Annotated in this window: 13 protein-coding genes; 10 read left to right on the top strand and 3 right to left on the bottom strand. The window is 29.6% G+C overall.

From position 1 onward, the window contains the following. Window positions 1–207 precede the first annotated feature (207 nt). Entirely contained in the window at window positions 208–2,133 is a 1,926-nt protein-coding gene (thrS, locus tag U8307_RS13275; protein ID WP_326908560.1) for a threonine--tRNA ligase, read from the top strand. Window positions 2,134–2,157: 24 nt separating this feature from the next. Beyond that, the gene (gene udp / locus U8307_RS13280; protein WP_326908562.1) at window positions 2,158–2,937 is read left to right on the top strand and encodes a uridine phosphorylase; all 780 of its coding nucleotides are present in this window, start codon (window positions 2,158–2,160) and stop codon (window positions 2,935–2,937) included. Between the two features lie 115 nt (window positions 2,938–3,052). On the opposite strand, the gene U8307_RS13285 is transcribed toward udp, so the two are convergent. Together U8307_RS13285 and U8307_RS13290 are read right to left on the bottom strand one after the other, a co-directional pair. After that, window positions 3,053–3,973 (bottom strand): polysaccharide deacetylase family protein, encoded by a 921-nt coding sequence (locus tag U8307_RS13285; protein WP_326908564.1) that lies wholly within the window; start codon window positions 3,971–3,973, stop codon window positions 3,053–3,055. A 17-nt stretch (window positions 3,974–3,990) separates the two neighbouring features. Beyond that, the gene (locus U8307_RS13290; RefSeq protein WP_326908566.1) at window positions 3,991–4,617 is read right to left on the bottom strand and encodes a hypothetical protein; all 627 of its coding nucleotides are present in this window, start codon (window positions 4,615–4,617) and stop codon (window positions 3,991–3,993) included. 281 nt (window positions 4,618–4,898) lie between these two features. On the opposite strand from U8307_RS13290, the gene U8307_RS13295 reads away from it, so the two are divergent. The 8 genes from U8307_RS13295 to U8307_RS13330 all read left to right on the top strand — a co-directional run bounded on the left by U8307_RS13295 (window position 4,899) and on the right by U8307_RS13330 (window position 10,717). Continuing rightward, the gene (locus tag U8307_RS13295; RefSeq protein ID WP_326908567.1) at window positions 4,899–5,405 is read left to right on the top strand and encodes a DUF4342 domain-containing protein; all 507 of its coding nucleotides are present in this window, start codon (window positions 4,899–4,901) and stop codon (window positions 5,403–5,405) included. Window positions 5,406–5,510: 105 nt separating this feature from the next. Then, the gene (locus U8307_RS13300; RefSeq protein ID WP_326908569.1) at window positions 5,511–6,197 is read left to right on the top strand and encodes a response regulator transcription factor; all 687 of its coding nucleotides are present in this window, start codon (window positions 5,511–5,513) and stop codon (window positions 6,195–6,197) included. Window positions 6,198–6,205: 8 nt separating this feature from the next. After that, window positions 6,206–7,675: a sensor histidine kinase gene (locus tag U8307_RS13305; protein ID WP_326908571.1), complete on the top strand. Its 1,470-nt coding sequence runs from the start codon at window positions 6,206–6,208 to the stop codon at window positions 7,673–7,675. Window positions 7,676–7,788: 113 nt separating this feature from the next. Continuing rightward, on the top strand, window positions 7,789–8,094 hold the full coding sequence (locus U8307_RS13310; RefSeq protein ID WP_326908573.1) for an STAS domain-containing protein: 306 nt from the start codon (window positions 7,789–7,791) through the stop codon (window positions 8,092–8,094). A 9-nt stretch (window positions 8,095–8,103) separates the two neighbouring features. After that, complete coding sequence (gene spoIIAB, locus U8307_RS13315; protein ID WP_326908575.1) at window positions 8,104–8,532, top strand: anti-sigma F factor; 429 nt, start codon at window positions 8,104–8,106, stop codon at window positions 8,530–8,532. A 343-nt stretch (window positions 8,533–8,875) separates the two neighbouring features. Then, entirely contained in the window at window positions 8,876–9,316 is a 441-nt protein-coding gene (gene spoVAC, locus U8307_RS13320; protein ID WP_326908577.1) for a stage V sporulation protein AC, read from the top strand. Window positions 9,317–9,356: 40 nt separating this feature from the next. Further along, window positions 9,357–10,349 (top strand): stage V sporulation protein AD, encoded by a 993-nt coding sequence (gene spoVAD, locus U8307_RS13325; protein ID WP_326908579.1) that lies wholly within the window; start codon window positions 9,357–9,359, stop codon window positions 10,347–10,349. An 11-nt stretch (window positions 10,350–10,360) separates the two neighbouring features. Beyond that, on the top strand, window positions 10,361–10,717 hold the full coding sequence (locus tag U8307_RS13330; protein WP_326908580.1) for a SpoVA/SpoVAEb family sporulation membrane protein: 357 nt from the start codon (window positions 10,361–10,363) through the stop codon (window positions 10,715–10,717). Between the two features lie 98 nt (window positions 10,718–10,815). On the opposite strand, the gene U8307_RS13335 is transcribed toward U8307_RS13330, so the two are convergent. Then, complete coding sequence (locus U8307_RS13335; protein WP_326908581.1) at window positions 10,816–14,109, bottom strand: transglycosylase domain-containing protein; 3,294 nt, start codon at window positions 14,107–14,109, stop codon at window positions 10,816–10,818. Window positions 14,110–14,134 lie beyond the last annotated feature (25 nt).

Below are 14,134 nucleotides of genomic sequence, written 5' to 3' on the forward strand. Positions count from 1 at the left end.
ACCTGATCGTCTAACGACCTAAGGGTTTGGTATGGATGCCTTAAATCCTTTGAGAAGCAAATAAGGTGGAACCACGAATTGAAATCTCGTCCTTAAACATTAGTTTAAGAACGAGATTTTTGTGTTTTTCTGAAAGATTGCGGTTAATCAACTGCAACGATTATGATTCGCATTTACATTAGAATATCAAATTATTTGGAGGCTATTATGATTAAACTAACACTGCCTGATGGAAGTATCAGGGAATATGAAAGCGGTATAAAGGCTTTAGATGTAGCAAAAAGTATAAGTGAAGGATTAGGAAGAATTGTTGTTGGTGCAAGTTTTAACGGTACAACTATAGGTCTTTTAAATGAAATTAACGAAGATGGAAATATTAGATTTCTAAAGTTTGAAGATAAGGAAGGAAAGTCAGTCTTCTGGCATACTTCATCTCATATAATGGCTCATGCTATAAAAAAAATATGGCCTGAAGCTAAATTAGCTATTGGTCCTGCAATAGAAAATGGATTTTATTATGATATTGACATGGAGCATAGACTAGTTGAAGAAGATTTTGAGAAAATTGAAGCAGAAATGAAAAAAATTGTTAAGGAAGGATTACAACTTGAAAGATTTGAACTTCCAAGGGAAGAAGCAATTAAACTTATGGAAGAAAAAAATGAATCTTATAAGGTTGAATTAATCCAAGATTTACCTGAAGATTCTATAATATCATTTTATAAACAAGGAGACTTTGTTGATTTATGCGCAGGGCCTCACCTTGACACTACAAAAAAACCAAAAGCAATTAAATTATTAAGTATAGCTGGAGCATACTGGAGAGGAAATGAAAACAATAAGATGCTTCAAAGAATTTACGGTATTACATTTCCTAAGGCTAAAGAATTGGAAGAATATATTAATTTGTTAGAAGAAGCAAAAAAGCGTGACCATAGGAAGCTTGGTAAAGAGTTAGAACTATTTTTTATGTCTGAAGAAGGACCAGGATTTCCTTTCTTCCTACCTAAAGGTGTAGAAGTTAAAAATGAATTAATGAAATATTGGAGGGAAATTCATAAAAAAGCTGGTTATGTAGAAATTGAATCACCAATAATATTAAACAGACATTTATGGGAAACATCCGGTCATTGGTATAACTATAAAGAAAATATGTATACTGTTTTAATAGATGAAGAGGATTATGCTATAAAACCTATGAATTGCCCTGGAGGAATATTAGTATATAAAAATAAAATGCATTCTTATAAGGATTTTCCTTTAAGGTTAGCGGAAGTTGGTAGAGTTCATAGACATGAATTATCTGGAGCTTTACATGGACTAATGCGTGTAAGAGCATTTACTCAGGATGATTCTCATATATTTATGCTTCCTGAGCAAATAAAAGATGAAATAAAAGGCGTTGCAAAACTAATTGACGAAATGTATTCAACATTTGGATTTAATTATCATGTTGAACTTTCAACAAGGCCAGAGAAGTTTATGGGAGAAATTAAGGATTGGGATATGGCTGAAGCATCTTTAAAAGCAGCATTAGAAGAAATAAATGTAGATTTTGTAATAAATGAAGGCGATGGAGCTTTCTATGGACCTAAAATAGATTTTCATTTAACAGATTGTATAGGAAGAACATGGCAGTGTGGAACTATACAATTAGACTATCAAGAGCCACAGCGTTTTGAGCTTGAATATATTGGTGCAGATGGACAAAAACATCAACCAATAATGATTCATAGAGTTGCATTTGGAAGCATTGAAAGATTCTTTGGTATTCTTATAGAGCAATATGCAGGTGCATTTCCTACTTGGCTTGCTCCTGTACAGGTAAAAGTATTGCCAATTTCTGATAAATTTAATGATTATGCAGAAAAAGTTAAATCAGAGTTAGAAGCAATGAATATTAGAGTTGAAATAGATGACAGAGCAGAAAAAATAGGTTATAAAATAAGAGAAGCTCAAATGGAAAAAATACCATACATGTTTATAGTAGGAGAAAAAGAAGCTGATAATAATACTGTATCAGTTAGGGAAAGACAAAAAGGTGATATTGGAACTATGGGTATTAAAGAAATTTCAGATGTTATAATAAATAAGGTTAAAATAAGAGAAAATGACTCACCTCAGTTGATATAAGTAAATAATAATTAGGAGGCCATGATGAGTAAAGCATATTCAGGAGATATTCAATATCATATTAATATGAAAGAAGGAGATGTGGGCAAATACGTTATTTTGCCTGGAGACCCAAAAAGGTGTAAGAAAATTGCAGAACATTTTGATAATCCTATATTAGTTTCTGATCACAGAGAGTATGTAACATATACAGGTTATATTGACGGCGAAAAAGTAAGTGTAACATCAACAGGAATAGGTGGACCTTCTGCAGCAATAGCCTTAGAAGAACTTTCTAATATTGGAGCAGATACTTTTATACGAGTAGGAACAAGTGGTGGAATGAAAATTGATGTTAAGGGTGGAGATATAGTGATTGCTTCAGGGGCAATTCGTATGGATGGGACAGCCAGAGAATATGCACCTGTCGAATTTCCAGCAGTAGCTAATTATGAGATAATGAATGCTTTAGTAAAAGCATCTAAAAAATTAGGTAAAAGAACTCACGTAGGAGTTGTACAGTGCAAAGACTCTTATTATGGACAACATGAACCAGAAACAAAACCGGTAGGATATGAACTAATTAACAAATGGGATGCATGGTTAAAGTTAGGAACTTTAGTCTCAGAAATGGAATCAGCGACATTGTTTATTGTAGGAGCATATCGGAAAGTTCGTGTTGGCTCAGTTTTAAATGTTGTTGCTAATCAGGAAAGGCGAAAATTGGGTATGGATGATCCTATGAATCATGATACTGAAGGTGGAATAAAGGTTGCTATTGAAGCAATTAGGAATTTAATAAAAGAAGACAAGAATAAAATTTAAAATTATGAGACTAAGCTGTAGGGGACGCATTTCATGCGTCCCGCGGTTTGCATGCAATGCAAACCCTACAGTGGATTTAGAGTTATAAAAAAGTCGTATTTTATACGACTTTAAGTTATTCTAAAATTGCAAACTCATATTCTTGAGATTTTAAGTAATCTATTATACTAGGAAGAGCCTCAACTGTAGTTTGTTTAGTAGCTGAGTCATGAAGTAGTAATATAACATGATTTTTCCCTTTAATTGTAGCTTTTAATATTTTTAGTTGTTCCTCAGGTAATAAATTTATTCTTTCTCCATCTCCAGTAATTACATTCCAATCGATACTAATGTAACCTTCTTCATATAAAATATCTTTATATTTGCTTTTATAATCTTCGAAAGAGCCTCCAGGGAATCTAAATAATCTTGTTTTGTATTCTTCACCTAAGATTTCCTTTAAAATATTTTCTGTCAGTATTAATTCATTTTTAAATTCTTCTTTATTTGCAAATAGTTTTTTATAATTATGTGAATAAGAATGAATTCCAATAGAATTTCCTCTACTAACAATATCTTTCAATATGTTACCATTTTTATCACAAAGAACTCCGAGAACAAAAAATGTGGCTTTGATATTGTACTCATCAAGAATATCAAGGATAAGAGGAGTTACATTTTTTGATGGACCATCATCAAAGGTTAGAAAAGCTATTTTCCTCTCTTTGTAATCAGTGACTTTATCAATAGGAATACTTAAAAATTTTTCTTCATTATTATTTTTTGAGGTGTCTTCATGGATTTGGTTAATATTGAAATCAACCTTAGGCATTTTGATAATTCGCATGTCATCTATATTTGCTTTTATGTCTTTAGTAGAGTAATATATGTTTGACTTTATAGTATGATTAGTTTCTATTGAGGATTTATTATTTAAATTATCATTATCACTTGCAATAACAATTGGCCTTAAACTATATGTGCTAATTATTGAAAATAAAATAATAAACATAGTTAAAACAATTTTTCCACGTTTAGTAAGTCTGTAACCATGCATTCTATCACCTTCACTGATTATGAATTTGTTTTATCATTGTTTAAAAACTGCATTATATTATTAATTTTGTCAATTTCATATTTAACCATAAAGTTTTGCTCATTATGTAAGTTTTTCATATTTTCGATAGCTATTTTATAATTATTTATTTTTTTATTAAGAATTTCAATTTCATTTTCGAATTTTGTTATCATATCAGTAGAATCATTGGTAAATAATTGAGAAAATTCATTTAAACATTTTAATTTGTCATTTCCATCTTTAACCAAGTTTTCAACTTTGACATTTGAAGATATGATAATGTTTAAAATGGATTGTCTTTTTACTTCTGCAGGCAAATAATCTGGTAATGCTTTTTGGAAACTTTCTACAATAGACAATGAATTTATCCCTTGAGAATCTATATCATAATTTTTATATATTTCTTCGATTTGCAATAATTTCTTATTTTTAACTTTAGCTATAGGATCATCAGATTCACTTATAAAGTTAATTTCTTCTTTTGATTCAACCTTGCTTTTAGTAGTAACTTTATCTAGTTCAGTATTTAACTTCTTTTCAGCATCATTAACAATTTCTTCATCAACAATATCATCGACTTTCTCAACAAGTCCGAATTTCTCAAGAATAGATTTCTTCTCCATAGCGATTATCTCTCCCTTAAATTATATAAAGTAAGTCAAGTTTTATTCAAATTATCAATCTATATTACCACGAATGTCTCAATTTGTCAATAAATATGATAATTTGTCAAATTTGGAATTCATATCTGTTTATTTGCTGTTTAATACTAAAGTTTATTTCAAATTTGTGTTATAAAAAATATTCTAAATTCTAATCTTGTTTTAATATTAAACTAAATCAGGATTAATTTTTAAAGGGTATATTATATCTAATAGATAAATAATTTTAATTGGAGGAAGAGATGAAAATTACATTAGAACAAATTGATGAGTTGAGGAGTAGAGTTAATGTAAGTTATGAAGAAGCAAAAAAAGCTTTGGAAAAAAATGATGGAGACTTAATTAAATCAATAATTGAACTTGAAAAGAAAAAAGGTAAAAAAAATAATAATAAGGAAGGCGTTACAGGTTTTGCGAACAAACTTTTGGAACTTAAATTATTAGTAAAAAACAAAAATGGTAATACATTAGTTAATCTTCCACTTGTAATTATATTGTTAACATTCATAATGGCCTTTTGGATTGTAATATTTGGGCTGCTATTGGCAGTAGCCACATCATGTAAAATTAAAATTTATAGAGATAAGAATTCAATAAATGTTAGCGGTTTAAAGAAAAATATGCAAGAAACAGTAGAAAAGATTAAAGAAAAATCAGAAATTATCATTGATAACGAAGATGATTTAGATTCTAATAATGATTCAAATGTCAATAATGACTCTGATGAAAATGAAATAATTATAGAATAGTATAAAAGTATCAGGGAACTAACCTGATACTTTTATTAATATGTTATTAATTGATATTTTTGTTTATTAATAGTATAATAATAAAAAATCCTCAGGGAGTTAATTATGGATAAGAAGAAAATTTTAATTGTGGAAGATGAACATAAAATAGCACGATTTTTAGAATTGGAGTTTAATTATGAAGGTTACGATGTAGAAATTGCTAATAATGGTAGAGAAGGATTAGAAAAAGGTAAAGAAAGTGATATAGATTTAATTATACTAGATTTAATGCTTCCTAGATTAAGTGGTATAGAAGTATGCAGGAGAATAAGACAGACATCAGATGTTCCTATAATTATGCTTACAGCTAAAGATGATATATCAGACAAAGTTACTGGTCTTGATATTGGAGCGGATGATTATATGACAAAACCCTTTGCAGTAGAGGAACTATTGGCCCGTATGAGAGTCTTGCTTAAAAGAAAATATATAAAAAGAAATAATGATGATGAAGATATTTTAAAAATAGATAAGTTAAAACTTTTTAAAAATAGTTATAAAGTTGAATATAATAATATTAATATAGAATTAACGAAGAAGGAATTTGAACTTTTAGAATATATGATGTTAAATAAAAATATTGTTTTAACTAGGGAAAAAATTCTTGATAAGGTTTGGGGATATGATTATTTTGGTGATACAAATATAATTGATGTTTATATAAGGTATTTAAGAAGTAAAATAGATCAAAAATACAAGATTAGTCTTATTGAGACAGTCAGAGGTGTAGGCTACATAATAAGAGATTGAAGGATAGTATGAAAAAAGTTAAAAAGAAAAATAATATTTTAAAATTGATTAAGATATTAATGAAGACATTAATAAGTATAATTCTTTATCCAATTAAACTATTTGTTAAATTCATATTTGGCCTATTGAAAAGGCTTAAGTTTTCTATAGCCTTTAAAATATCTACCACTTATTTCATTCTTTATATTGTTGTTATACTAATAGTAGCTTTTATAACTTCTAATGGATATTTTATTTTTGAGATGAATAAATTTAATGATGAAATAATTATTGAAGACATTACTAAATTACAAGATTATTACCCAGATAAGAAAAAAGTTGAAAATATGCTTGTAAAAGGGAAATTGAAATCGGTTAGTATGTATGACAGAAATTTAAATTTAATTTATTCTACAGATAAAGAAACAAGGTATTCTGACAATATTATTGTAATTTTAGAAAATTTAATTTATAATAAAGAATACGTTTTTTCTTCACCTATAGAAATCGAAAACTCGCGATATTATATTAATTTCCACTACTCTGTTGAAGACTTAATATATGATGCAATACGTATAAATGCTCTAGTCTTAATATCAGGTGCATTTGGGTTAATTTTGTTTTTACCTATTGTTTCAAGAACAAGCTATAAACTAATTGGTCCAATAAAGAATATGACAGAAATAACAAAAACTATAACAGTTAATAATATTAATACTCGATTGGACATTAAAGGAACACAAGATGAATTAAAAGATTTATCTCAAACGTTTAATGAAATGATGGATAGAATTGAGGATGGATATAAATCCCAACAACAATTTGTTTCAGATGCTTCTCATGAATTAAGAACTCCCATAGCTGTAATTAAAGGATATGTAAATATGCTGGACCGTTGGGGGAAAAATGATAAGGATGTATTAGAAGAATCCATCGGTGCTATTAAAAATGAAACTGAAAATATGCAGGATCTAATAGAAAAGCTTTTATTTATTGCGAGAAGTGATAAACAAACTCTTACATATACTAAAGAAGATTTTAAAATAAGTGAAATTCTTTTAGAAATTGAAAAAGAAACGAAAATGATAGATAACAAACATAAATTTTATTTTAAATTTTATAATGATGCTAGTATATACGCTGATAAAAACAGAATTAAGCAGGCTGTTAGGATATTTATAGATAATGCTATGAAGTTTACTCCCGAAAAGGGATATATCATGGTATCAGGTTATACCCAAAATGATTATTATATAATAAAAGTAGAAGATACAGGAATTGGTATAGAAAAAAAAGATTTAAGTAAAATTTTTGACAGGCTGTATCGTGCAGAACAATCTAGAAGCAAAGAAGTAGGAGGACATGGATTAGGTCTTTCAATTGCTAAAATAATTATATTAGGTCATAAAGGAAAAATCAAAGTAAAGAGTACTGTAGGAAAAGGATCTGAATTTTCTATTATGATACCATATTTAGAGAAAAATTCACTACAAATTTAAATGTCATCATTTATCTTCAATAATCGACAAAACCTTTCAAAACAAGTCAGAGAAAATTAACTTATATAGAAGTATAATAGCTTGTACATTATATAGAAAGGATTGAGTTTATTGTGAATATAGAATTTATTGAGATAGGACATGAATTGTTTATTAAGCTTAATGGTGATTTAGATCATCACAGTTCGGAATCCATAAGAGACATAATTGATGAAAAGATTAAAGATGAAAAATATAAAAAGATAGTAATAGATTTAAAAAAGCTAGATTTTATTGACAGCTCAGGTATTGGGTTTGTAATAGGCCGTTATAAAGTAATAAGGAAGCGTAATGGAGTAATAGAAATTATAAATGCTAGCAAAAAGGTAAGAAAAATACTTGATATGAGCGGCATTGGAAAAATAATAAATATAAAATAGGGGGACAAAATGCATAATAACTATGTATATATTAAAATACCAAGCCTTTCAACAAATGAATCCTTTGCCAGAGCGGCAGTTGCAGCATTCTGTTCAAGTTTAGATCCAACAATTGAAGAATTATCAGACATCAAAACGGCTGTATCAGAAGCAGTTACAAATGCAATTATTCATGGCTATGAAGATGCTGTTGGGAATGTAGAAATCCAATGTAGAATAAAGGGGCAGATGGTAGAAATAATAGTTGAAGACTTTGGGTTAGGTATCGTAAATGTAGACATGGCCAGAGAACCGTTGTATACAACCAAGCCAGAACTAGAACGTTCAGGTATGGGTTTCGCTGTGATGGAGACATTTATGGACGAGCTGGTAGTATTATCTGAAAAAGATGTTGGAACTAAAGTTATAATGAGAAAAACAATTGGTTCTAAAAAGTAGTACTAAATGTAAAGTTTAAATATTTAAATAATAGTAATATATTAATTAAAATTAAATGATTTTATAAAAAGTTGAATTTAAAGGATTTGTTTAATATGATATTAAATATAATAAGAAATATTTTACATAATTTTTAAAAAAAGGCACATTTAGTGCTTTTTTTTTGTATTCAAAATATTTTTTTGTAAATAATAGTTATGAGGTGATTAGTTTGAAAAAAAAGATTTTTTTATTAGTAATAATTTTAGCCATAAGCTTAACCGCAATAGTTTTTGGAAATAGTATCGATAAATCCCTAAAAGAAATTCCTGAAAGTGCCATATTATTATAGTGGAGGAAATATATGAAATATAATAAGAATAATTATAAGGAGTTAGTAGATGAATTTACTCCCAAGAATAATATGATTAGAAATTGTATTATGGCATTTATTTTTGGAGGTGCAATATGTACTTTAGGAGAAATATTTAAAAATTTATATATGTCAGGGCTAAGTATACCAGAGGAAGAAGCTAGTTCAATATCATTAGTTACATTAATAGGACTATCAGCTTTATTAACAGGACTTGGATGGTATGATAATTTAGGTAAAATTGGTGGAGCAGGAACTGTTGTTCCAATAACAGGTTTTGCAAATTCTGTAGTTTCACCAGCACTTGAATATAAAAAAGAAGGATTTGTTCTTGGAACAGCATCAAATATATTTAAACTAGCAGGTCCTGTTTTAGTATATGGATATTTTGCATCCTTTATAGCAGGTTTATTAAGCCTAGTATTAAAATAATTAACATGTATAATAATTTGTAATAAGAGAGGGATTTAACTTGAAAAAATTAGGTAAACAAACATTTCATATGAAAGATAATGTATTTATTAGAGATGTATACACAATAGTAGGCTCAAAAGAAGGAGAAGGGCCATTAAAAAATAACTTTGATATGATTATTGAAGATAGTTTATGGGGAGAAGATAGCTGGGAAAAAAGCGAACTTAAATTTCAAAAAACAGCAGCAGAAAAATTATTAAATAAAAATCATATGCAAAGCAAAATTGATCTTTTAATATCAGGAGATTTATTAAATCAAATAACATCTTCCTCCTTTTCTGCAAGAGACTTACAAATTCCTTATATAGGAGTTTATGGAGCATGTTCAACTATGGCTTTGACAATGGGACTAGGTGCTATGCTCATAGATGGAGGCTTTGCAAATAATATACTATGTGTAACTTCTAGTCATTTTTGTAGCGCAGAAAGACAGTATCGCTTACCTCTTGAAATGGGAGGACAAAGGCATATGTCAGCACAATGGACTGTTACAGGTTCAGGAGCAGTATTACTATCTAATATTGGTACAGGTCCGACAATTAAGAATGTAACCTTTGGTAAAATCGAGGACTTGGGAATAAAAGATGCTAATAACATGGGAGCAGCGATGGCACCAGCTGCATATAGTTCTTTAAAGCAACATATTATTGATACTGGTATTGATTATGATTTAATTGTAACGGGAGATTTAGGTACAGTAGGCAAAGGAATAGTAAATAAAATGTTCAATGAAGATAAAATGAGTATTGAGAAAAAATATGATGACTGCGGTACTATAATTTATGACTTAGAAAAACAAGATGTTCATGCTGGTGGGAGTGGCTGTGGGTGTTCAGCAGTTGTATTTGGTGCTTTTTTATACAAAAAGCTATTAAAAAAAGAAATTAAAAATCTTCTGTTTACTTCAACAGGAGCACTTCACTCTCCTACAGCAACATTACAGGGAGAAAGTATACCTGGTATAGCCCATTGTATAGGAATTGAAGGATAAAGGAGAATATTATGAATTATGTAATGAGCTTTATTGTTGGCGGAATCATTTGTATGATTTGTCAGATATTTATAGACGTTTTTAAGAAAAACAATGCTTACTTATTAGTTATGTTAGTTGTTATAGGTGCTATTTTAGGGTTTTTAGGAATATATGACAAAATTATAGAGGTTGGATATTCTGGAGCTTCTATTCCATTATTAGGATTTGGAAATTCACTTGCAAAGGGAGCTATGGAAGAGGCTTCTAGCAAAGGTTTTATGGGTGCTTTAAGCGGAGGAGTAATTAAAACTGCACCGGGCGTAGCTGCGGCACTGTTATTTGGCTACATAGTTGCAGTAGTTTTCAATCCTAAAAATAAATCGTAATATTTAATTAGTTTTGAATTTTGTGTAATTATATTTTATCTATATAATAAGGAGTTTAACATATTAGTTAAACTCCTTATATTTGTACTATTATGTTTTTAATTTGTTATTGAATCTAAAATTGAATCAATTATATCTTCTACTTCTTCATCTGAATTATCAATGTTATTATCATTTAAATCACCATGATTATCATGACCATTGTTATCATTGTTATCATTGTTATTGTTATTACCATCGTTTCCGTTGTTTTCATTGTTAGAATCATCATCATGGTTATCGTCACCATTGAGCCATTGATCATAATGCCATTTTGTATGATAGTAACATGTTTGAGTAGGTATTTGATATTGATAATCTTCAGTTAAATAACCAGAAGAACCTAGTTTTTCTATTTCTATTCCTAGAACATGAGTTAATTGATTGTTTTCATCAAAAGTAGCTTGCCCAGAATAAATTTGTTTCAATTCATCTGCTGAAAAAATTATTCTATCTTCAAGTATTTGCTTATATAATTTTTTAGCATCATAATTTTGTGTCTTTGCATCTGGATCATAAAGTGGATCTCTTGTAACAAAGACTTTTTCTTCAATTAAGTTTCCAGGACAGTATTGAGATGCTAACAAATTAGAGCTTGTGCAAACTGGAATTTTTACATGTGTATCACAAGTTGTCGTTGGTTGAGTTCCAGGAATAAAGTATTCTGTTATAACCTGACTTCCACGTTGATCTTGAGAACAAAGTTCTGTAGGCAATTTACCAGATTGACTACAAACTTTTACTGGTATTAAATTTGGATTTAACTCAAATTTAGCAGGCGATAAACCCTGGTGAATAGGAGTCATAATTCCGCTCCATAATCTTGCAGTAACACCACTATCACCTGAAAGCTTCATTTGAACATTATCATTTCCAACCCAAACTCCACCTACATAATAAGGTGAAAATCCTACAAACCAAAAGTCACCATTTGCTTGTGTTGTTCCAGTTTTGCCTGCTACATCAATACCCAACTCTGCTGGTAGTTTAGCTCTATATGACAGACCTGGATTGACAGTAGTTCTCAAAATATCTTTCATCAAAGAAGCAACTTCAGGGCTAACTACAACATGTGTTTCAGGTACTTTATCAAGTATAGTTTCGCCTTTCGTATTTACAACTTTAGTATATGCAAAAGGTTCAATATAAACACCATCATTAGCAATAGCACCATAGGCAGCAGTCATATCCAGAGGCGAAAATCCTTTAGTTAAACCACCTAAAGCAAGTGATGCTAAATTAACATCATTATAGGCGTTATTTTCACCTGGAGTAATAAAAGTATCATTTTCAGGGTTTAGTGCATTTATCAACCCTAGTTTTGTTAATGAATCTATAGCTGCATCTGTACCAATAGTTTCTAACATTTTAACTGCGTTTGTGTTGATAGATTGCTCAATTGATTTTCGAAGAGTTGTTTTACCCCAATATTTTATATTTCTGTGTTCATACCAGTTTTTTGGCCATCTATCACCTTTTTCATTATATCTAGGCAAATCATCTAGTATATATGCTGCTGAGTAGCCTAAGTCTAGAGCAGGAAGATACACTGAAAGTGGTTTAATTGTTGAACCTGGCTGTCTTGCAGCATCAGAAGCACGATTGAAAGTTTTGCTTCCCTCAACATTTCTTCCGCCAATCATAGCTTTTATTTTACCTGTTTTGTAATCTAAAATTACTGTTGCAGACTGAGGCTGAACAATTCCTGTATCTTGATAGAAGAAATAACCTTCGGGTATTCTCAATATATTATCTTCACCTACTGAAAACATTTCAGGGTTCTTTTCTAAGTAACTTTTAGGAATTGAGAAAACTCCCTTAGTACCTTTTTGTTCAAGTATTTCAAAATTATTGCCTATATTTAAGGCTCCTATATTATGAGATACAAAGTTAAACTTTTCATCTACAGTATAACAATTAACAATATCTATTGATGTAGAATAAAGGTCAAATTTTTTGGAATTTATAATTAAGTTACCTGTTTCATCGTAATAGTATTCATCTGGATTTAAATATATACTATTATTAGAATCCAGAATATTATCTTTTGCAAAATAAATAAGCTGACCATTTTCGTTTAGAATATTTAGCGCGGAATCAAGAGTACCAGTACCTGAGCCTCCTAACCACTTGAAGTATCTCCAATCCTGAGCAATTGGTTTATCACCAGAAGGCTCAGCTCCAAGTAGCAACACAGCGAAATTATTATAGGATTCTTCAAGGGATTTTTGCATATTAACATCAATTGTTGTAGTTATTGTCAAACCGCCTCTGTAAATGTAGCTTTCTGCTTCTTCATAGGATAAGTCTTGCGTAATCATCAAATCTTCAATGACCTTTTCTTTTACATAATCCATTGGAGTTGACGAAATTCCTTCGATTTTTGTCTGTCCAGGATTTAATGCAATACGCATATCCTCTGACATTGCATTATCATATTCTTCTTGATTTATAAATCCTAGATCAAGCATTCTATTTAATATGACATGTTGTCTATCAATAGCATTTTGGTTATAAACGCATGCATATTGAACAGAACCAATAAATACATATCCAACAATATCATCTTCTGGAATATCATTAGTATCTTCTAAATTATATCGATTAAATGGTGCATAAGAAACTGTACTTTTTGCAGAACCAGCTAAAAGAGCGCTTTCAGCTAGTGTAAGATCCTTAGCGTCTTTAGAAAAATAAGTATATGCTGCAGTTTCAACTCCATAAGAACTTTGGCCTAAAGGTATAGTATTTAAATAATACTCAAGTATTTGATCTTTAGAAAGCTTTCTTTCCATCTGAATTGATAAATATGCTTCCTTAATTTTTCGTTCCAATGATTTTTCATTTGTAAGGTAAAGATTCTTAACTAACTGTTGTGTGATTGTGCTAGCACCTTGTGCTGTTGGGTCACCTACTTTAACATTATGTAATAGAGAGCCTAAAATTCTTCGTACATCAATACCTGGATGATCCTCAAATCGATGATCTTCGATTGCTATAAAAGCATTTTGCAAATATTCTGGTATTTCTTCTAATGGAATTATTTCCCTGTTTTCATTTGGATCATGTATTTGCTCTATTATAGATCCATTTTCATCTACAATTACTGAACTTTCTGTTAATGTTGTGAGTACATTAGTAGTATCAATTTCAGGGGCACTTTTCATTATGCCAATGACCATACCAGCAACTGCTCCACCTGCAATGATTATAGCTGTTAATATTAATAATAATGATACTCTTAATATCACATTTTTTTTCTTTTTTCTTTTTTTCTTTTTAGATTTTTTTACTACATTATTTTCTACTATTTCAATATCTTTTTCATTATTTTTCTTATTTTCTTTTGACATATTAACCTCCGTATAACTACGTAAT

It is taken from the genome of Sedimentibacter sp. MB31-C6, assembly GCF_035934735.1.
GTDB lineage: Bacteria > Bacillota > Clostridia > Tissierellales > Sedimentibacteraceae > Sedimentibacter.